General features: G+C 36.8%; 21 protein-coding genes, 1 tRNA gene and 3 pseudogenes. All 25 read left to right on the top strand.

What is annotated here, in order from left to right:
- The first annotated feature begins 232 nt into the window (after positions 1–232).
- The 25 genes and pseudogenes from HMPREF2574_RS02205 to HMPREF2574_RS02090 all read left to right on the top strand — a co-directional run bounded on the left by HMPREF2574_RS02205 (position 233) and on the right by HMPREF2574_RS02090 (position 19512).
- Positions 233–682, top strand: coding sequence for a Panacea domain-containing protein (locus HMPREF2574_RS02205; RefSeq protein WP_070812141.1), 450 nt, complete (start codon positions 233–235; stop codon positions 680–682).
- Positions 683–687: 5 nt separating this feature from the next.
- The gene (locus HMPREF2574_RS02200; RefSeq protein WP_070812140.1) at positions 688–1065 is read left to right on the top strand and encodes an MAG6450 family protein; all 378 of its coding nucleotides are present in this window, start codon (positions 688–690) and stop codon (positions 1063–1065) included.
- A 163-nt stretch (positions 1066–1228) separates the two neighbouring features.
- Complete coding sequence (locus HMPREF2574_RS10760) at positions 1229–1360, top strand: hypothetical protein (RefSeq protein ID WP_257374128.1); 132 nt, start codon at positions 1229–1231, stop codon at positions 1358–1360.
- Positions 1361–1514: 154 nt separating this feature from the next.
- Positions 1515–1694: a hypothetical protein gene (locus tag HMPREF2574_RS02195; protein WP_039677487.1), complete on the top strand. Its 180-nt coding sequence runs from the start codon at positions 1515–1517 to the stop codon at positions 1692–1694.
- Positions 1695–2203: 509 nt separating this feature from the next.
- A tRNA-Ser gene (locus HMPREF2574_RS02190) sits at positions 2204–2291 on the top strand.
- Between the two features lie 150 nt (positions 2292–2441).
- Positions 2442–2822 carry a CidA/LrgA family protein gene (locus tag HMPREF2574_RS02185; protein WP_024051884.1) on the top strand — a complete coding sequence of 127 codons (381 nt, stop codon included), beginning with the start codon at positions 2442–2444 and terminating at the stop codon, positions 2820–2822.
- Positions 2815–3510 carry an LrgB family protein gene (locus HMPREF2574_RS02180; protein ID WP_024051883.1) on the top strand — a complete coding sequence of 232 codons (696 nt, stop codon included), beginning with the start codon at positions 2815–2817 and terminating at the stop codon, positions 3508–3510. Before HMPREF2574_RS02185 ends, HMPREF2574_RS02180 begins: the two co-directional genes overlap by 8 nt.
- 117 nt (positions 3511–3627) lie before the next feature.
- The gene (locus HMPREF2574_RS02175) at positions 3628–4140 is read left to right on the top strand and encodes an adenine phosphoribosyltransferase (protein WP_049513622.1); all 513 of its coding nucleotides are present in this window, start codon (positions 3628–3630) and stop codon (positions 4138–4140) included.
- Positions 4141–4239: 99 nt separating this feature from the next.
- Positions 4240–5185: pseudogene (gene metA, locus HMPREF2574_RS02170) on the top strand (homoserine O-succinyltransferase).
- 8 nt (positions 5186–5193) lie between these two features.
- Positions 5194–5868 carry a DnaD domain-containing protein gene (locus tag HMPREF2574_RS02165; protein WP_003025231.1) on the top strand — a complete coding sequence of 225 codons (675 nt, stop codon included), beginning with the start codon at positions 5194–5196 and terminating at the stop codon, positions 5866–5868.
- 93 nt (positions 5869–5961) lie between these two features.
- Positions 5962–6651, top strand: coding sequence for a tRNA (adenine(22)-N(1))-methyltransferase (locus tag HMPREF2574_RS02160; RefSeq protein ID WP_070811249.1), 690 nt, complete (start codon positions 5962–5964; stop codon positions 6649–6651).
- A complete protein-coding gene (locus HMPREF2574_RS02155) occupies positions 6638–7435 on the top strand; it encodes a Nif3-like dinuclear metal center hexameric protein (RefSeq protein ID WP_024051879.1) in 798 nt (265 codons plus the stop codon). Before HMPREF2574_RS02160 ends, HMPREF2574_RS02155 begins: the two co-directional genes overlap by 14 nt.
- A 12-nt stretch (positions 7436–7447) precedes the next feature.
- Positions 7448–8545, top strand: coding sequence for an NAD(P)/FAD-dependent oxidoreductase (locus tag HMPREF2574_RS02150; protein ID WP_070812139.1), 1098 nt, complete (start codon positions 7448–7450; stop codon positions 8543–8545).
- Complete coding sequence (locus HMPREF2574_RS02145; protein WP_070812138.1) at positions 8546–9022, top strand: 8-oxo-dGTP diphosphatase; 477 nt, start codon at positions 8546–8548, stop codon at positions 9020–9022.
- A gap of 18 nt (positions 9023–9040) precedes the next feature.
- Positions 9041–9812, top strand: a pseudogene (locus tag HMPREF2574_RS02140) (ZIP family metal transporter).
- Positions 9813–10014: 202 nt separating this feature from the next.
- Positions 10015–10884 (top strand): glucose-1-phosphate thymidylyltransferase RfbA, encoded by an 870-nt coding sequence (gene rfbA, locus HMPREF2574_RS02135; protein ID WP_003025214.1) that lies wholly within the window; start codon positions 10015–10017, stop codon positions 10882–10884.
- Positions 10885–10887: 3 nt separating this feature from the next.
- Complete coding sequence (locus tag HMPREF2574_RS02130) at positions 10888–11481, top strand: dTDP-4-dehydrorhamnose 3,5-epimerase family protein (RefSeq protein WP_024051876.1); 594 nt, start codon at positions 10888–10890, stop codon at positions 11479–11481.
- Between the two features lie 30 nt (positions 11482–11511).
- The gene (rfbB, locus tag HMPREF2574_RS02125; protein ID WP_070812137.1) at positions 11512–12558 is read left to right on the top strand and encodes a dTDP-glucose 4,6-dehydratase; all 1047 of its coding nucleotides are present in this window, start codon (positions 11512–11514) and stop codon (positions 12556–12558) included.
- A gap of 36 nt (positions 12559–12594) precedes the next feature.
- The gene (gene galE / locus HMPREF2574_RS02120) at positions 12595–13614 is read left to right on the top strand and encodes a UDP-glucose 4-epimerase GalE (protein ID WP_024051874.1); all 1020 of its coding nucleotides are present in this window, start codon (positions 12595–12597) and stop codon (positions 13612–13614) included.
- Between the two features lie 320 nt (positions 13615–13934).
- A pseudogene (locus tag HMPREF2574_RS02115) lies at positions 13935–14523 on the top strand (class I SAM-dependent methyltransferase).
- A gap of 118 nt (positions 14524–14641) precedes the next feature.
- Complete coding sequence (locus HMPREF2574_RS02110) at positions 14642–15337, top strand: glycosyltransferase family 2 protein (RefSeq protein ID WP_003025201.1); 696 nt, start codon at positions 14642–14644, stop codon at positions 15335–15337.
- A gap of 7 nt (positions 15338–15344) precedes the next feature.
- Positions 15345–15686, top strand: coding sequence for a DUF2304 domain-containing protein (locus HMPREF2574_RS02105; protein WP_003025200.1), 342 nt, complete (start codon positions 15345–15347; stop codon positions 15684–15686).
- Entirely contained in the window at positions 15670–16938 is a 1269-nt protein-coding gene (locus tag HMPREF2574_RS02100; protein WP_142350179.1) for a lipopolysaccharide biosynthesis protein, read from the top strand. Before HMPREF2574_RS02105 ends, HMPREF2574_RS02100 begins: the two co-directional genes overlap by 17 nt.
- A 2-nt stretch (positions 16939–16940) precedes the next feature.
- Positions 16941–17954, top strand: coding sequence for a glycosyltransferase family 2 protein (locus HMPREF2574_RS02095; RefSeq protein WP_070812136.1), 1014 nt, complete (start codon positions 16941–16943; stop codon positions 17952–17954).
- 136 nt (positions 17955–18090) lie between these two features.
- A complete protein-coding gene (locus tag HMPREF2574_RS02090; protein WP_070812135.1) occupies positions 18091–19512 on the top strand; it encodes a DUF2142 domain-containing protein in 1422 nt (473 codons plus the stop codon).
- Positions 19513–19526: the final 14 nt, after the last annotated feature.

Genomic DNA, 19526 nt, shown 5'->3' with positions numbered 1-19526 from the left:
TATTGGCGACACGTTACACTTGCAGCAAGCGGTCGAGTTTGGCTCTCCGTTTGGAGTGTTGACCATTTGTTGCATGGCTAAAATCTCTTTTTAAATAAAACAAGTAACCCCTAGCAAAAAAGCTAGGGGTTTTTATTTGCTCAAAAAAATAAATTTTTTTATATTTTATTTTAAAAATATGTTACAATTCAAATATATAATAAAAATATTATATAAAAGGAGGAGTAATAAAATGAAACGATACAGTATTTTTGATGTTTCTGAATGGTTTTTGTCTAAAGAATCAATGACTCCTAAAAAGTTACAAAAATTATCTTATTATTTCGAAGCATGGTGCCATGCATTATTTAACTGTTCACTTATAAATGACACACACTTCGAAGCATGGGTACACGGTCCTGTATCTCCAGAACTTTATAACAAGTATAAAGAATATGGTTGGAATGATATTGAAAGAATCGAAGATAACTCATCAACATTTGAGCCTAAGGCATTAGACTTATTATGGTCTGTTTGGATGACATATGGTGATAAATCGGCTAATGAATTAGAAGCTTTGACACATAGTGAGACTCCTTGGAGAAACGCTCGAAAAGGCTTGAACGAGACAGAACCTAGCGATAATGAAATTTCAGCCGAAGATATGAGAGAGTACTATCTTTCCATCTATAGTGGAGATTAATTTTTTTGAAAAACTTAACTGATAAAAAGCGGGTTTCATCTGAAAAAGGAACTCGCTTAACTAATTCTAAAAATGAAACACTTTTTAAACTCGCAATTTGCGAACAATTAGACAATAATTTTTGTTTTAAAGACTTAAAAAATCCAGATATTAAACATTTGCATAAATTTATTGATGAGACTATCGGAAAGAATTTAACGATCTCTATTGTTGATAAATTATACCTACGAACTAAAGGTCAGATACAACAAGAAATTAATGGTAGAGATGTGATACATTATGGAAAAGATAATCAACCATTTCGGATATTTGGTTATTATAATTCTGATGGATATTTTAACATTACACGCATTGATCCGAAACATAAAACACATAAGTCCTAGCTATTTAAGCTAGGGCTCTTTTTTATTTTATGTTTATGAAAACTAGCGTCTTATAGCAAGATTTCCTTCTTAAGGGCTATTTTAAAAAAGTTGATTTTTTTGAGAAAAAGTGTTGACACTCACGGTGTACCGTGATATAATATAATCAGAAAGGAGGAAAGATATGAAAATATCAGAGATTGCCGATTTAATGGTAGCAACCGGAACCCTGTTGACAGGGATTGCAAGTGTTATCATGGCAATAAAAAAAGAGCCAAAAGAACGCAAAAGGTCGAAATCTAAGCGGTTCAAGTAGGCTCTGTAGGTCAGGGGCGAAAACCCCTGCTCCTACTTTGATTATATCATATCAAACGAAAAAATGAAATATTTACCAATATTCGTACTCGTGTTCTTTGTATTTATAGTAATCCTAAAGGATAAACGAAAGTGAAATCAGAAAGAATTCCAAAATGAGAGAAGAAATCCAAAAACTACTTGAAAGTAATGAAAGTACAAGCTCAATTGCTAAAGGAGCAGAGATTCCGTGGTCAACTGTAGCTGATTTAAGAAGTGGTAAAACAAGCATGGATAAAATGACGTTATTGACTGCCGAAAAATTGTATAGCTATGCAAGAGAGGTTTTGTCATAAAAACTAAAATATTTTAAGAACTTTTCAATGATGATAGATCGATTTTTTGTGTATAAAAAATCATGAAAATAGAAATAATTACTTTGCAAAAAATAAGGTAGGAAAAACAGTCCGCCCCAAATTCGCCCCAAAATATTTTTAAAGTTAGCCTGATTTAACCTGACGGAAAATCAAAAAAGCCCGATTTTACGGGCTTTTCCTTTGGTTATCATATATATCCTCTCTAAAAGCCTGTATTATCGGCTTTTTGCTTTTTGTCACCCAAAATTTACCCAAAAAGTTAGAAAAACAAGACAGAATATTTTAGAGCCGAGCGACGGCTCTTTTTGTTTAAATGCCTTTGGGAAAGATGTTTTGAAACAGCTTGACGATTTCATCAAATATGATATACTTGTTTTACAAGTAAATGATTAAAATTTTTGTAAGGAGTCAAAAAAGGATACAACAAAGTGGGAGAATACTGATTTTATAATCTTTCAGATTCCCCCACCGGCTCCATTGTTAAATATGGAAGATTACTCAAGAGGCTTAAGAGGCTGTGTTGGAAACGCAGTAGGCGTGTGAAAGCGTGCGTGGGTTCGAATCCCATGTCTTCCGTTTTGTTACAAAACGCTCGTTAGTGGCGTTTTTTCCTTACTAGAAGATAAAATGAGTGAAGAGAACGGATTCACTCATTTATTTTTTTGAAAAATATTGAAATTTTTCTGAAAAGTAGTAGACTGTTACTAGAAAGTTTGGAGGTTTCTTGTGAAATTATACGTACAATTGATGATTATTTTTTCGATTTCTTTGATAGGAGAAGGGATTTCCTATCTTTTTCATTTGCCTATTCCAGGAAGCATTATTGGCCTCATTCTTCTTTTTTCGGCTTTGCAATTTAAAATTTTCAGATTGCGGCATGTGAGTATGGTGGGAAATTTTTTATTAGCCAATATGACGATTCTATTTTTGCCGCCAGCGGTCGGAATTATGGATAAATTTCATGTCATTGCGCCTTATCTGCTGCCGATTGTTTTGATTATTGTTGGAGCGATTGTGATCAATGTGGTTGTCATTGCCGTGGTTGTTCATTTTATCAAAAATCGCTTTGAAGGAGATTACGGAGAAGGAGAAACAAGAAATGTCTAATTTGTGGGGCAATCCTTTATTTGGTTTGGCTTTATCAATCTTTGCTTATCTGGTAGGAATGTTGATTTTTCGCAGATTTCCGCATCCTTTGACAACCCCTTTACTTCTAGCCACCATATTTGTCATTGTATTTTTAAAATTGACAGGAATTTCTTACAAGAATTACTACGTAGGCGGGGCGTATTTGAATAATCTCATTGTGCCGTCAACGGTTGCACTGGGAATTCCTTTGTATAAAACATTTCATCTCATGAAACACCATGCTAGAAGCATTTTGATTGGTACTTTTATAGCGGTAGTAGTGAATACTAGTTTTACGGCCTTGGTCGCCAAGGCTTTTGGAATGGATTTTTTCTTAGCAATTTCACTCTTTCCCAAATCAGTAACAACAGCTATGGCGGTTGGAATTACAGATAAAATGCAAGGGCTGACGATAGTGACGTTGGTAGTTGTAGTTGCAACGGGAATCTTGACAAGTGTGATCGGTCCGACTGTTTTAAAAATCTTAAAAATCAAAGATCCTGTTGCAGTAGGCTTAGCTCTTGGAGGAACGGGACATGCTGTTGGGACAGGGACAGCCTTTAAATACGGACAAGTTGCAGGAGCTATGGCTGGTCTAGCTATTGGGGTGACAGGGATTATGTATGTGATTGTCAGTCCAATTGTTGCAAGTATTATTTTAAAATAGCAAAAGACGAGAATGACTGTGCTGTGACTATTTTTTGAAAGCAAGTATGTTTTCTGCCCCATTTCCTAAAAAACATGATATAATAGAGAGTAAAAACTTTTTGATAGAAAGACAGTTATGGATTTAAAAGATTATATTGCAACCATTGAAAATTACCCACAAGAAGGGATTTTATTTCGTGACATTAGCCCATTAATGGCAGATGGGAATGCCTACAGCTATGCCATTCGTGAAATTGTCCAATATGCTACGGACAAGAAAATTGACATGATTGTCGGTCCAGAAGCGCGTGGATTTATTGTTGGATGTCCGGTAGCTTATGAGCTTGGAGTTGGTTTTGCTCCAGTACGTAAGCCTGGGAAATTGCCTCGTGAGGTTATCTCAGCTAGTTATGAAAAAGAGTATGGTGTAGATACCTTAACAATGCACGCAGACTCTATCAAGCCTGGACAACGCGTACTGATTGTTGATGACCTTCTTGCAACGGGAGGAACGGTTAAAGCAACAATTGAAATGGTTGAACGTTTAGGTGGTATCGTTGCAGGTTGCGCTTTCCTTATTGAATTGGATAAATTGAAGGGACGCGAAGCTATTGGTAACTACGATTACAAAGTTCTCATGCATTATTAAGGTATAAGTAAAAGCTATATCTTGTTGTAAAAAAAGTATAATTGAAAACTATATCTCCTTTCAGTATAATAAAAGCAGAACGTAAAAGGAGATATTTTCATGCCTATTAAAATTGATAAGAAATTACCAGCTGTTGACATTTTAAGGATCTGAGAATATCTTTGTCATGGATGATGAGCGTGCAGAACACCAAGATATTCGTCCTCTGAATATCTTGATTTTGAATTTAATGCCGCAAAAACTAGTAACAGAAACGCAGTTGTTGCGTCATTTAGCAAATATGCCATTGCAACTTCGGATTGAATTTCTTTATATGACTTCTCATACCTTCAAAACGACACATGCGGACTATATGGAGACGTTTTATAAGACTTTTGATGAGATCAAGGGTCGTTATTTTGACGGTTTGATTGTCACTGGAGCGCCAGTCGAGCATTTGCCTTTTGAAGCAGTAGATTATTGGGAAGAATTTCGACAAGTTATTGACTGGTCCAAATCGCATGTTTACTCAACGTTGCATATTTGTTGGGGAGCGCAAGCGGCTCTTTATGCTCGTTATGGCATTGCCAAACACCAGATGAAGCGCAAGTTGTCCGGTATTTATAGTCAATCCACACCAGAAAAACCAAATTTGCTGTTTCGTGGTTTTGATGATGAATACGCAGCTCCTCATTCGCAGTATACAGAAGTTCGCAAAGAGGATATTTTAAATAAGAGTAATTTGGAAATTTTAGCTTGTGGAGAAGAAGTCGATGCCTCCGTTGTGGCAAGTCGTGATCTTCGCGAAGTGTATAGCTTTGGTCATTTGGAATATGACCGCGAGACCTTGGCAAAAGAATATTTGCGTGATGTAGACGAAGGGCTGAATCCGCGTATTCCAGAAAATTATTTCAAAAATGATGACGTTACTTCAGTCCCCTGTTTACGATGGAATCTGGCTGCGGCGCTGTTTTTCAACAATTGGATTAATTATGCTGTTTATCAAGAAACACCATTTGACTGGGAAAATGCAGCAAATGACGCTTCCTTGTTTGCTTATTTATAAGAGGTGCTATGACTTATTTATCAGCGTATAAGACGGGCAATTTAGTATTGCCAACTGAGCTTCTTTTTCATTTTCATGAGATATTTGATAATAGTGATGACTTTTTGGTCTGGCAATTTTTCTATTTGCAAAATACAACGTCGCTAGAAGAGATTTCTCCTGTTCAGATTGCGGAAAGTATTGGGAAATCCGTTGCAGAGGTCAATCGCTCTATGTCAAATTTGACAGAAAAAGGATTGTTGCAATATAAAACAATTGCCCTCAATGGTGAAATTGAGGCAGTTTTTGATGCACTGCCAGCGCTTGAACGATTGGATGAAATTGTAGAGAATCACTCAAGCGTTGCGCAAGCTATTTCTCAGAATGTTTTAAAAGACTTGGTTGAGACTTTTCAGCAAGAATTAGGTCGTCTCTTGACACCGTTTGAAATCGAGGATTTAACAAAGACGATTCAAGATGACAAGACCAGTCCTGAACTTGTTACTGCTGCTCTTCGTGAAGCTGTTTTTAATGGAAAGGCAAACTGGAAATACATCCAAGCTATTTTACGGAATTGGCGCCGTGAAGGCATTACAACAGTAGCACAGGTAGAAGCGAAGCGAGAAGAGCGTGAGGCGACAAATCCACAAAATATCACTGTCTCGGATGATTTTTTGAAGGCTATGGATTTGTGGCGAGATTAAGAAATCGGAGTTTATTCTCTTGGAATAGACTCTTTTTTTAGTTCCTTAAAAATGATATACTAAGTGAAACGATTATTTTAGAAATGAGTTATCATGCAAGTAAAGAATATCTCAAAACGTTTGAGAAAAGTGGCTGGTTTTGTACCACAGGATGCCAAAATCTTGGATGTAGGAAGTGACCACGCTTATTTACCGATTTATCTAATTCAGCAGGGGAGAATTTCCTCAGCCATTGCTGGTGAAGTTGTTGAGGGACCTTATCAGTCTGCGGTGACGAATGTGGCCGATAACCACATGTCCGATAAAATTTCTGTCCGCTTGGCAAATGGTCTGGTAGCTTTTGATAAAAAAGATCAGATTGACGTTATTATCATTGCAGGGATGGGAGGACGATTGATAGCAGATATTTTAGACAATGGCAGTGCGAAATTGGCATCTGTTAAGCGTCTGATTCTTCAGCCTAACAATCGGGAAGATGAACTTCGCAGGTGGTTGTGTGGTCATGATTTTCAAATTACAGAAGAAGCTATTGTGGAAGAAAATGGGAAATTTTACGAGATAATGATAGCTGAACAGGGGCATCAAGTGTTGAATGCTGAACAAGAACGCTTCGGACCTTATCTAATGAGAGAGCAATCAGCTGTTTTTCTAGATAAATGGCAGCGAGAAGTAGACAAGCTGGAAAAAGCTTTGGCTAAAATCCCCGAGAAAAATCTAACGGAACGCTCTGCTATGTCCCAAAGAATCAAGCAAATCAAGGAGGTACTGCATGCTGGCAAGTGATGTTATTAACCGTTATGAAGCATACTGTCCTAAGGATCTGTCCATGACGGGAGATGTCTGTGGACTGCAAATTGGAACTATGAATAAGGAAGTTAAGCGAGTACTGGTAGCTTTGGATATCCGCGAGCAGACAGTTGCAGAGGCGATTGAAAAAGATGTAGATTTGATTTTGGTTAAGCACGCACCGATCTTTCGGCCTATTAAGGATTTAGTGGTAGACCGACCTCAGAATCAGATTTACATCGATCTGATTAAGCACGATATTGCAGTCTATGTCAGCCATACCAATATTGATATTGTGGATGACGGTCTCAATGACTGGTTCTGTGATCTACTAGAAATCACTGATACGGATTATCTTAGCGAAACGGTTCCTGAACACGGCATTGGTCGTATTGGCAAGATTGCACCTCAGACTTTTGGAGAATTTGCAGGCAAGGTTAAGGAAACTTTTGGTCTGGATAGTTTGCGTTTGGTGACTTATTCGGATGTGGATTTGGAGCAAATGATTGAGAAAGTGGCGATCTGTGGTGGCAGTGGTCAGTCCTTTTACAAGGAGGCTTTAGCACAGGGCGCTCAGCTTTATATTACAGGTGATATTTACTACCATACAGCACAGGATATGCTGAGCGAGGGGCTTCTAGCTTTGGATCCGGGTCACCATATAGAAGTGCTCTTTGTAGAAAAATTAGTTGAAAAATTTCAAGACTGGAAAGTAGAAGAGAGTTGGGAAGTTGAATTTTTAGCCAGTCAGGTTTCTACAAATCCGTTTAAACATATCTAAGTAGGAAATTGTATGAAAAAAGTAGCGATTATCGGAGCAGGGATTGTCGGATCGACTGCTGCTTATTATCTATCGAAAAATTCTATCTTTCAGGTGACCATTTTTGATCATGGAATAGGTCAGGCAACCAAGGCAGCAGCTGGTATTATCAGCCCATGGTTTTCCAAACGGCGTAATAAAGCGTGGTATCGTATGGCACGACTGGGAGCAGATTTTTATCTGGATTTGATAGCTGATTTACAGAAGGACGGTTTTGCAACGAAGTTTTATCAGCAAACTGGCGTCTTTTTATTGAAGAAAAAAGAGAAAAGTCTGGAGACGCTCTATGAGTTAGCAAACCAACGGCGGCATGAGTCGCAACTAATTGGTAACTTGCAGTTATTTTCACGAGCGGAAGCAATGGAGTACTTTCCGGGGCTTCAAGGTTTTGACCGGCTGCTCTATGCTTCTGGAGGAGCACGCGTGGACGGTTCTTTATTGACTCAGATTCTGCTTGCGGCTAGTGGTGCAAACCTAATCCAAAAGAAAGTAAATTTGGATATTCGAGATGATGCTTGCTGGATTAATCGTTCTTGTTTTGATCAAGTTATATTAGCAACAGGAGCGTGGTTGCCTGAGCTGTTGAAACCACTAGGTTATCAAGTGGATGTTTGTCCACAAAAAGGTCAATTACGAGATTATCAGACTGGTCTGGTGACAAATGATTATCCAGTGGTCATGCCAGAAGGAGAGCTAGATATTATTCCTTTTCAAAATGGCAAAATCAGTCTGGGCGCTACTCACGAAAATGAAATGGGCTATGATTTAAGAGTGGATCAAGACTTGCTGGATAAAATGGAACAGGAAGCTTTTTACTATTTTCCTAGCTTGTCTCAAGCAAACAGAATGAGCGAACGGGTCGGAATTCGAGCCTATACTAGTGACTTTTCTCCCTTCTTTGGTCAGGTACCAGATCTTCAGCAGGTATTTGCAGCTAGTGGCTTAGGCTCTTCTGGCTTGACGACGGGTCCTCTCATCGGATATCATTTAGCTCAGATGGTTCAGGGAAAAAGTGGCAGTTTAAATCCAGCGGATTATCCTATTGAAAGATATATTAAGAAAGAGAAATAGATGACAGAAAAAATTTTAAATTGGGTTAATATTTGTGTGAAAAAAGGGGACAAAGTTCTTTTGCTTAACCGCCAGCATGATGATTTTAAAGGCTGGATTCAACCAGGTGGGAAAGTTGAGTTTCCAGAATCTTTTTTTGAAGCAGCTGTGCGAGAGTTGAAAGAGGAAACAGGATTGATAGCTTTGAATTTACAGCTTAAAGGCATTTCAGGTTTTACCAATCCGACAAAAGCAGAGCGTTATGTCTATTATGATTTTCTATGTGAGAATTTTGAAGGAGAACTACTAACAAAATCACGAGAAGGTCAGCCAAAATGGTGGTCAATTGATGAACTGGATTCAATATCTATGCAGGCCGACATCAGAGATAGGCTTCCTTTGTACTGGCGAAAAGGCTCCTTTGAGCGGATTCACTATTGGGATGAAGAGAACCATTGCATCAAAGAAACCAAGACGATATTGTATGATGAAAGATAATGAGGAGATGAAGTTGTTATGAACTGGTTGCAGGAGCAGCCTGTGGTGCTGCAGGCTTTTTTTGGCGGGACTCTTTACATGGAGCTGCACCATTGTAGGCTCTGCGGTTGTCTTTTTCTTTAAAACAGTCAGTCGTAAGCTGCTGGATATTATGATGGGATTTGCAGCTGGTGTCATGATTGCAGCTTCATTTTGGTAGCTCTTGCAGCCTTCAATTGAGTATGCAAAAGGTAACTATGGAGTGTGGTCCTGGATGCCAGCCGCCCTTGGTTTTCTGTTGGGTGGTTTCTTCTTGCGCTTTATTGATGCGGTAGTACCTCATTTACACCTTAGCAAGAAGGATGTATCTGAGGCAGAAAGTCTGCCGGAGCACAGCCGGAATAAACTGTCCAAAACGGCCCTGCTTTTTCTGGCTATTACCATACACAATTTTCCAGAAGGCTTGGCAGTAGGAGTGACCTTTGGTGTCTTATCCAGCAATTCCAGCCCAGAAGTCTTTATCGGAGCTGTAGGTCTGGCTCTGGGAATCGGTCTCCAAAATGTGCCGGAAGGAGCAGCCTTGTCCATTCCTATACGGACAGACGGGGAATCGCGTCTTAAAGCTTTTTACTGGGGTTCAATGACGGCTATTCTACCCTATTCCCTGTCTTTTGCGGCGGGAGCTATGATTTTCGTCGTCGTGGAGGAGTTGATACCAGATTCTCAGACAAATGGCAATACAGATGTTGCAACTTTAGGTCTCATGGTGGGCTTTGTACTGATGATGGTATTGGATGTGGCTTTGAGATAGCAGATGCTTTTTTAAAATTAGGCGTCTATTTTATCAGTTTGCCTAGATAACAACAGTTCTATCTTGGCAGATTTTTGGTTCCGTTTTTAATTTTTATTAAGTATGAAAAGCCTTGAATGAAAATGCTCTCTTTCTTGAAGGATGACATCCGCTTTCAAAAATGGTAAAATAAGGAGAATACATTTAAGAGAGGAAACTCATTATGAAAGGTATTATCCTTGCAGGTGGTTCTGGTACACGTTTATATCCTTTGACTAGAGCTGCATCTAAACAACTCATGCCGGTTTATGACAAACCCATGATTTATTATCCATTGTCAACCCTCATGCTAGCTGGTATCAAGGATATCTTGATTATCTCAACACCAACAGATCTTCCTCGCTTTGAGGATTTGTTGGGTGATGGCTCGGAGTTTGGCATCAAACTTTCTTATGCTGAGCAACCAAGTCCAGATGGTTTGGCTCAAGCCTTTATTATTGGTGCCGACTTTATCGGTGATGACCATGTGGCTTTGATTTTAGGTGATAATATTTATCATGGACCAGGCCTTAGCAAAATGCTTCAAAAGGCTGCTTCAAAGGAAAAAGGAGCGACTGTTTTTGGTTACCAAGTGAAAGATCCAGAACGTTTTGGTGTGGTTGAATTTGATGACAATATGAATGCAATCTCTATTGAAGAAAAACCAGAACAACCACGTTCTAACTATGCAGTTACAGGACTTTATTTCTATGACAATGACGTAGTAGAAATTGCTAAAAATATCAAGCCTAGTCCACGTGGAGAGCTGGAAATCACTGATGTCAATAAGGCTTACTTAGACCGCGGCGATTTGTCTGTTGAGCTTATGGGACGTGGTTTTGCTTGGTTGGACACTGGTACACATGAGAGCTTGTTAGAAGCTGCTCAATACATTGAAACCGTTCAACGTATGCAAAATGTGCAAGTAGCAAACTTAGAAGAAATTGCCTACCGTATGGGTTATATTACCAAAGAACAAGTGCATGATTTGGCACAATCACTTAAAAAGAACGAATACGGTCATTACTTATTGCGCTTGATTGGAGAAGAATAAAACATGTCTGAACAATTTTTTGAAAAGAAATTAGTAGCCCGTAAGATTGAAGCCATTCCTGGCATGCTGGAATTTGATATTCCAGTACATGGAGACAATCGTGGCTGGTTCAAGGAAAACTTTCAAAAAGAAAAAATGGTGCCCCTTGGTTTTCCAGAAAGCTTTTTTGCAGAAGGTAAGCTTCAAAACAATGTCAGCTTTTCCCGCAAAAATGTGCTCCGTGGACTCCATGCAGAACCTTGGGACAAGTACATTTCTGTCGCAGATGGCGGAAAAGTTCTCGGTTCTTGGGTTGATTTGCGTGAAGGGGAAACATTCGGAAATACCTACCAAACGGTTATTGATGCCAGCAAAGGGATTTTCGTTCCTCGCGGTGTAGCAAATGGCTTTCAAGTGTTGTCAGATACGGTTTCTTATAGCTATTTGGTCAATGACTACTGGGCATTGGAATTAAAACCTAAGTATGCCTTTGTCAACTATGCTGACCCTGCTCTTGGGATTGAATGGGAAAGTCTTGATCAGGCAGAAGTTTCTGAAGCAGATAAGAATCATCCAATGCTTAAGGATGTTAAACCTTTGACCAAAGATATGTTATAATACCCTCAGAAAATAGGAGAAAATCTTTTCATGACTGAATATAAAAATATTGTAGTGACAGGTGGTGCTGGTTTTATCGGTTCTAACTTTGTTCACTATGTGTACAATAACTTTCCAGATGTGCATATCACAGTTCTGGATAAGCTAACTTATGCTGGTAATCGTGCCAACATTGAAGAAATTCTAGGCGACCGAGTGGAGTTAGTCGTTGGAGATATTGCAGATGCAGCAATTGTTGATCAAGTAGCTAAGAATGCGGATGCAATTGTTCACTATGCAGCCGAAAGTCATAATGACAATTCTCTCAAAGATCCATCCCCATTTATCTTCACCAACTTTGTAGGCACATACACACTCTTAGAAGCAGTTCGTAAATACGACATTCGTTTCCATCATGTGTCGACTGACGAAGTTTACGGAGACCTTCCTCTTCGTGAAGATCTTCCAGGTCACGGTGAAGGACTGGGTGAAAAATTCACACCAGAAACGAAGTACAATCCAAGTTCACCTTATTCTTCAACTAAGGCAGCTTCTGATTTGATTGTCAAGGCTTGGGTGCGCTCTTTCGGTGTTAAGGCCACCATCTCTAACTGTTCAAACAACTACGGACCATATCAACACATCGAAAAATTCATTCCGCGTCAGATTACCAATATCCTTTCAGGCATTCGTCCAAAACTTTATGGTGAAGGAAAGAATGTTCGTGACTGGATTCATACTAATGACCATTCATCAGGGGTTTGGACCATTCTCACAAAAGGGAAGATTGGTGAAACCTACCTAATTGGTGCAGACGGTGAGAAGAATAACAAAGAAGTGCTAGAGCTCATTCTTAAAGAAATGGGACAACCAGCTGACGCTTACGATCGTGTAACAGACCGTGCGGGTCACGACCTGCGCTATGCTATTGATGCTAGTAAGTTGCGTAATGAACTTGGCTGGAAACCTGAATTTACTAACTTTGAAGCTGGTTTGAAAGAAACTATAAAATGGTATACAGACCACCAAGATTGGTGGAAAGCTGAAAAAGAAGCTGTCGAAGCTAACTATGCTAAGACTCAAAAAGTGTTGAAATAAACTCTATTATTGAAGCATTGTCTTTAAAGGAGAATCATGAAACATAAAATTTTAGTAACAGGTGGAGCCGGATTTATCGGAACGCATACCGTTATTGAGTTAATCAATGCTGGACACGAAGTTGTTATTGTTGATAATTTAGTGAACAGCAGCAAAAAAAGTGTAGAAGTTGTAGAACAAATTGTTGGTCAAAAAATTCCATTTTATCAAGTGGACATTCGTGATAAGAAAGCCTTACTTGAAATCTTTAAAGCAGAACAACCAACAGGTGTGATTCATTTTGCAGCGTTGAAAGCAGTTGGTGAATCAACACAAATTCCATTGACTTATTACGAAAACAACATTACAGGAACATTGACATTGCTACGCGTCATGGAAGAAGTCAATTGCAAAAATATCATTTTCAGCTCTTCTGCAACTGTCTATGGAGATCCTCATACCGTTCCAATTTTAGAAGATTTTCCTCTGTCAGTCACCAATCCTTACGGACGTACAAAACTGATGATTGAAGAAATGCTGACGGATATTTACAAATCTGATGCAAACTGGAATGTTGTCTTGCTTCGGTATTTTAATCCAATTGGTGCTCATGAAAGTGGTGATTTGGGTGAAAATCCAAATGGCATTCCAAATAATCTCTTGCCATATGTGACGCAGGTTGCTGTTGGAAAATTAAAAGAAGTGCAAGTATTTGGCAATGACTATCCAACAGTTGACGGTACCGGCGTTCGTGACTATATTCACGTGGTGGATTTGGCAAAAGGACATGTGGCTGCTCTGCAAAAAATTGAAGGAACTGCTGGTCTAAATATCTATAACCTTGGTACCGGTAAAGGATACTCTGTTTTAGAAATTATCCAAAATATGGAAAAAGCAGTCGGCAAACCAATTCCTTACAAGATTGTTGACCGCCGCCCTGGTGACATTGCAACTTGCTATGCTGACTCTACCAAAGCAAAAGAAGAGCTTGGTTGGGAAGCACAATTTGATATTACGCGTATGTGTCAAGATGCTTGGCATTGGCAAAGCAAACACCCAAATGGATTTGATGACTAAATAAAAAATATGTCAAATAGTAGACGAGGCTGGGATAGTAGTTTCTCAGCCTCGCTTATTAAATAGAAATAAGCTTGATGCACAGTAGTTGATTGTTCAAAACATTGCGTTGAAGTTGCGAATAATGCTTGCGAGGTAAGGTTAATTTTGTTTCCTAGTCAAACTCGTAAGAAGTACCTAATCAGCCTTGTGGAAGTTGACCAGAATTCACTGTTCTGAGGTTTTTGCGTGATGACTTGAAAGTAAGCTTACTAAAAAAAGTAGAAAACCAGTTAAGTATTTTTTTTGAAGAATGATTTACTTTCTGTTAAACTAAAAATATGGAACATCATTTTAATCATAAGGCAGAATCATTCGATTCTCCCAAAAATATATTTATTGCTGATCTCATTCGCCAGGAAGTGGAAAAAAATAGTAGATTTTTCTGACAAGCGCATTTTGGATTTTGGCGGTGGTACAGGCTTGGTGACTCTGCCATTAGCGGCACAATCCAAGTCAGTCATGCTTGTTGATATTTCAGATAAAATGCTTGATCAAGCTCGCCTAAAAGTGGAAAAGCAAGCCATTGATAATGTTTATTTGTTACAGCAGGATTTGTTGACAAACCCATTAAATCAATTATTTGACATCATCGTGGTTAGTCGTGTTCTTCATCATATGCCAAATGTTGAGAAGACTCTAGCAATGTTTAGAAATCATCTTGTAGAGGACGGACAGCTTTTTATTGCAGATTTTGTTAAAACAGACGTAAATCATCATGGCTTTCATCTTGATGAATTGGAAGAAAACTTATCTCAGAATGGTTTTCTGCCTGTCAAATCTCAGATAATTTATAGTGCAGAGGAACTCTTTTTAGGAAATTATGCGGAGCTTTTCTTGACATTAGCACAAAATCACTCGTTTGTATGATGAGTGATTTTGGTTTGTCTTTATAGTAAATTTCTTGTTTCTTTTATGGAAATAGTAGAAAATGCCGTGTGGATATAGTATAATGGGGTTATATAATTTTTAAGGAGAATGAGATTAAGTGAAATCTTCGGATTTATTGATTATTATCCCTGCCTACAATGAAGAAGGCTCTATTGAAAATGTTGTAAATAATATTATTCAAAATTATTCACAATATGATTATGTGATTATCAATGACGGTTCAAAAGATAGAACATCAGCCATTTGCCATGCAAACAGTTATAATATTGTGGATTTGCCGGTCAATTTAGGATTGGCAGGCGCATTTCAAACAGGACTTAGATATGCTTATGAGCAAGGCTATAAAAAGGCAGTGCAGTTTGACGCAGATGGTCAACATTTGCCTGAGTATATCTCAGTTTTAGAAGCAAAAATGAACGAAGGCTATGAAATGGTTATCGGATCTCGTTTTGTGACGGAAAAGCGCGAAACGTCTTTGCGGATGATGGGGAATATTCTCATTAGCGCAGCCATTAAATTAACCACAGGAAAGACAATCAATGATCCAACTTCTGGTATGCGGATGTTTTCTGAAGGACTTATCAAAGAATTTGCTCTCAATATCAATTATGGACCTGAGCCAGATACCGTCTCATATCTAATTCGTCATGGTGTAAAAGTAGCAGAAGCCCAAGTGCGAATGGAAGAGAGACAAGCTGGTGAGAGTTATCTGACACTTTCTCGCTCTATTCAATATATGACGCATATGTTTGTATCTATCTTGATTATTCAAAATTTCAGAAAGAGAGGGTAGACATTAAATGACTATTTGGTTTCAAATTGTATTGATTTTTGTCTCTATTATGACTTGTGCCTTTATTTTACGTAGCATTCGAAAATCACAAGTTCAAATCAACGATGCTATATTTTGGGTGTTTTTCTCTTTAATTCTATTAGTATTTAGCATCTTCCCAAGTTTAGCGGAAGCAATTGCAAGTGCATTAGGAATTGTATCAGCAGTCAATTTTATCTTTTTATTTGTCATTTTCTTATTGCTCATCAATCAATTCCAACTTACTATTAAATTATCAAAATTAGATACGAAATTTAAAAATTTAGTTCAAACAATCGCACTGAGGGAGAAAGATGAAAATAAAAACTAATCCTTCTGCTAAAGAGATTTATTTTTGGAATTTATTGGGGAATTTAGCCGCTTCAGGAGTTTCTGTCCTTTATCTACTGATTGTAACAAGATTAACTTCTGCCAAAGTAGCAGACCAATTTAGCTTGGCGAATTCCATTGGGACTCTTTGGATTGTTATCGGACTTTTCCAAGTCAGAAATTATCAAGGAACGGATGTGAATCAAAAGCATTCTTTCATAGGATATTTTCAAACTAGGTTGATAACAATTTTAGCGATGTTGGTTACATTGTATCCCTATTTATATATTGTCGGAGAAGACCGTTATTCTTTTGAAACGATTTTACTGACATTTTTAATGATTTTGTATCGTATGTGGGATGCGGTATCTGATTTATTTCAAGGCTTATTTCAACAAAGAGAACGTATGGATATAGCTGGGAAAACAATGTTTTACCGTTATTCCACTAGTGTAGTTGTCCTGTTTCTTAGTATTTTGCTTTCGAAGTCTGTGATTGTAGGTTTATTTTCTTTAGTCATTTGGAATGGCATAGTTATCATTTTTTATGAAACCAGTTTTCTTAAGTATTTTGAAACGATTCAATGGAAAGAACTCTTCTCTAGGAATTACAAAAAAGATATAAAAGATATTTTTCTGGCTTGTTGGCCATTATTTGTGAATGGATTTATTTTATTATATATTTTAAACGAGCCTAAGATTATTATTGAAAAAGGCCTAAATCAAGGAGTTTTGCAGACTGGCATGCAACGTGATTTTAACATTCTTTTTATGCCTGTTTTTTTTATGAGCCTCATTATTTTAATGGTTAGACCTCTGATAACCCAAATGGCTATTTTGTGGAATCGAGAAAAGTATGCAGAATTTTCTCTAATTGTGAAAAAACTCTTGCTCTATTTATTTATAGGTGGGATAGCCGTTACGATAGTGGCTTACTTCATAGGCACCCCAATTCTTAGTTTAGTATTTGGAGTGGCATTATCACAGTACACTCTTCCTTTTGCAATTCTAATCTTTGCAGGAGTTTTATATGCCTTAGCCATTGTTTTTGAAAATATTCTAACTATTATTCGAAAACAGCACTTATTAGTAGGTTTATATATCGTTTTATTAGTTATCACTAAGTTGGTAACAGAACCATTTATTTATCATTATCATATGTTAGGTGCAGCACTCAGCTTTCTGATTGTTATGACCGCTTATTTAGTCGGTATTTTTGGTATTTATATGGTAGTTGGGAGAAAAAGGAAATAAGAATGAAATATGATTTAACTGTCATTATTCCTGTTTATAATACAGAAAAATATTTAAGAAGATGCTTAGATAGTATTGTTCATCAAGATAATTTAAAAGATTGCTCTTTACGCGTTATTTGCGTCAATGACGGGAGTACTGATCGTTCGGAAGAAATTATTAAGGAGTATGCTGCAAAATATCCATTTATCGAATTGTTTTCAAAGGAAAATGGAGGACTTGCAGATGTTCGTAATTTTGGTCTTGCTCACATTGAAGATAGTTTGTATACTGTTTCACTCGATTCAGATGATTTTTGGGAAGAATCATTTATTACAGAATTTTTAAAGGTTAAAGAGCAAGGAGCAGATATAATATTTTTTGATATTAATTTAGTAGACTTTCAAGGAAAACTTATCAATGTCCTAAGAGTTCATCCTTACTCTGAGAAATATAGTCAAAAAGAAGATTATATGGTTATAAAGCATGCTGCTTGGTCTAAAATTTGTAAAACAAGCTTGTATAATGGGATACAGTTTCCAAAAGGAAAATTATATGAAGATTTGGCAGTAATGCCATACTTAACGTCAAAATCAACTGATATTGCATATATAAAAAAACCACTAATTAATTATGTCATTAATACTCCAGGTTCAATCATGAATTCAAGCAAGTCAAATATTTTTGATATCTATGATGCTTTAGAGTATCTGTTTGCTTTATTTGGTGATGATTTTGATAAATATAAAGAAGAATTACAATATTTGGCCTTAGAACATCTATGTGTTGGTCATACCTACAGATTATTGAAATATCCAGAAGTGAAGAAGCAAGATTTTAAAGATATTATCCTCTTTATGGAAAAGTATTTTGGAAAAAATTGGGAAAAGAATAAATATATCAGACAAGGTGTACAAAAAGTAAATATTCACTCTAAACTAGCTTATGTTGTACCATTGTTTTTAAAAGTATTGAAGAATGAATGGTTTGGGTTATTGTTATTAGTTAAAAAAAAGAGTTCTAGTAATAATCAATAATTATAATAATTCTTCTAGTGTATTATTTAGAATTGGTTATAAAAACCTTAAACAATAATTGTAGATTATTATAGACCAGTAATTACCGGCTTTTTTAAGATTTTTGAATTTATTGGTAGAATAGGATAGAAAGTTAATGAAAAGAATAAAAAGATTTTTAAATATATATAATAATAAATATACCATAGCAGTTGTTGTTTTATTGTTTGCTTCATTTATTATAGGTTTGTCATCGGTTTTTTTCCGTTATCCAATGTCGTGGTTTGACGAACAAGTGCATTATGCTAGGATAATGACTTATGCAGATAACCCTTTGTCTATTACTAGAGGAAAAGTTACAAAAGATGAACAAACTTTTATCCAAAAGCCAATGGAAAAAATTGCTCGTTCATTAGGACAACCTACGACTGAAATTATTAGCTCTGATTGGCAAAAGGAATTTGATGAATTAGGTAAACATCAAGAAAGAATTTCTACTAAAGATGCAACAGCAGCTGCTATTTATACTCCGTTTGTATATGCTCCTTACATTATTGCAGCATGGATTGGAAAAGTACTGCATTTAAATGTTGTAACAACATTTCTTTTGATGAGATTATCAGGTTTTTTACTGGTATTCACAATGCTTGTATTGGCAATTAGGAAGATACCTTTTGGAAAACTTACTTTAGCAATTATAGGAAGTTTACCACCAGTTACTATTTCCTTTGCTGCTATTTCGGCGGATGAATTAAGCTATGGATTTAGTTTTTTGTTTATATCTTATGCTCTATCTCTTTATTTAAGTATAATTAAAGATAAAAAATTGAATGTTAAAGATATTTGGTTATTTATATTACTTTCATTTTGTGTTGTCCTGACTAAAATACCAGCATTTCTAATTTTAGGACTATATCTACCAATTTTATATGCAGGGTTTAAAACGAAAGCGATTAATAAAAAAGGTCTAATTACCTTGTCTGTAGTCTTATGTATTTGCGCTATCATCACTATAAGTTGGTATATGATTGTAAGAAATATGAATGGAAATGTAGAATACTATGGCCGTGAAAATGTTGACCAAGTAAGACAAATTAAATTTATGCTTTCACATCCTTTGAGAACACTGAGAATTTTTGCTGATAATGTTTTGAGCTACCCATATAATAGTATGCAATTAGGGTATTCAGATTATACAAAAACAATGTTTGTTCCAGCAGGTTTGACGTTACTTCCTTTTGCTGGTTTGGTTCTTAGTATTTTTATAAAGGATAAGGATGATGAACTTAACTTTACTGACAATCAGCTAGCAATGCTTTACAATCATGTTTCTAGATTATTATTTGTGGGGGCTATTTTATTAATATTTATCATTTTTTATCTGGAGAACTCAGAAGTAGGTTCAGATACGGTAGTAGGGCTGCAGCCAAGATATTTTTTACCATTCCTATTGTTGTTACTTCCATTTACAAATAAAACTTTGGAATATAATGCACGATTTATGACTGGATTAGTGATTATTTCGGCCTCTCCCTTAATTTATTATAGTGCAATTTTTATCTTCCAATTATTGAATTGATAAGATAATCAATT

The sequence above is a fragment of the Streptococcus sp. HMSC034E12 genome, from assembly GCF_001835915.1.
In the GTDB taxonomy this organism is placed as follows: domain Bacteria; phylum Bacillota; class Bacilli; order Lactobacillales; family Streptococcaceae; genus Streptococcus; species Streptococcus vaginalis.
The sequence above is the reverse complement of the archived record's forward strand: the minus strand, read 5'-3'. Positions and strand labels throughout refer to the sequence as shown.

What these genes read in the sequence shown, in the direction of transcription:
- HMPREF2574_RS02150 (WP_070812139.1), top strand. Translation starts at nt 7,448, where the DNA reads ATGAAAAAAGTAGCGATTATCGGAGCAGGGATTGTCGGATCGACTGCT.
- HMPREF2574_RS02165 (WP_003025231.1), top strand. Translation starts at nt 5,194, where the DNA reads ATGACTTATTTATCAGCGTATAAGACGGGCAATTTAGTATTGCCAACT.
- HMPREF2574_RS02105 (WP_003025200.1), top strand. Translation starts at nt 15,345, where the DNA reads ATGACTATTTGGTTTCAAATTGTATTGATTTTTGTCTCTATTATGACT.
- HMPREF2574_RS10760 (WP_257374128.1), top strand. Translation starts at nt 1,229, where the DNA reads ATGAAAATATCAGAGATTGCCGATTTAATGGTAGCAACCGGAACCCTG.
- HMPREF2574_RS02205 (WP_070812141.1), top strand. Translation starts at nt 233, where the DNA reads ATGAAACGATACAGTATTTTTGATGTTTCTGAATGGTTTTTGTCTAAA.
- HMPREF2574_RS02175 (WP_049513622.1), top strand. Translation starts at nt 3,628, where the DNA reads ATGGATTTAAAAGATTATATTGCAACCATTGAAAATTACCCACAAGAA.
- HMPREF2574_RS02195 (WP_039677487.1), top strand. Translation starts at nt 1,515, where the DNA reads ATGAGAGAAGAAATCCAAAAACTACTTGAAAGTAATGAAAGTACAAGC.
- HMPREF2574_RS02130 (WP_024051876.1), top strand. Translation starts at nt 10,888, where the DNA reads ATGTCTGAACAATTTTTTGAAAAGAAATTAGTAGCCCGTAAGATTGAA.
- HMPREF2574_RS02160 (WP_070811249.1), top strand. Translation starts at nt 5,962, where the DNA reads ATGCAAGTAAAGAATATCTCAAAACGTTTGAGAAAAGTGGCTGGTTTT.
- HMPREF2574_RS02145 (WP_070812138.1), top strand. Translation starts at nt 8,546, where the DNA reads ATGACAGAAAAAATTTTAAATTGGGTTAATATTTGTGTGAAAAAAGGG.
- rfbA (WP_003025214.1), top strand. Translation starts at nt 10,015, where the DNA reads ATGAAAGGTATTATCCTTGCAGGTGGTTCTGGTACACGTTTATATCCT.
- HMPREF2574_RS02155 (WP_024051879.1), top strand. Translation starts at nt 6,638, where the DNA reads ATGCTGGCAAGTGATGTTATTAACCGTTATGAAGCATACTGTCCTAAG.
- HMPREF2574_RS02100 (WP_142350179.1), top strand. Translation starts at nt 15,670, where the DNA reads ATGAAAATAAAAACTAATCCTTCTGCTAAAGAGATTTATTTTTGGAAT.
- galE (WP_024051874.1), top strand. Translation starts at nt 12,595, where the DNA reads ATGAAACATAAAATTTTAGTAACAGGTGGAGCCGGATTTATCGGAACG.
- HMPREF2574_RS02180 (WP_024051883.1), top strand. Translation starts at nt 2,815, where the DNA reads ATGTCTAATTTGTGGGGCAATCCTTTATTTGGTTTGGCTTTATCAATC.
- rfbB (WP_070812137.1), top strand. Translation starts at nt 11,512, where the DNA reads ATGACTGAATATAAAAATATTGTAGTGACAGGTGGTGCTGGTTTTATC.
- HMPREF2574_RS02095 (WP_070812136.1), top strand. Translation starts at nt 16,941, where the DNA reads ATGAAATATGATTTAACTGTCATTATTCCTGTTTATAATACAGAAAAA.
- HMPREF2574_RS02090 (WP_070812135.1), top strand. Translation starts at nt 18,091, where the DNA reads ATGAAAAGAATAAAAAGATTTTTAAATATATATAATAATAAATATACC.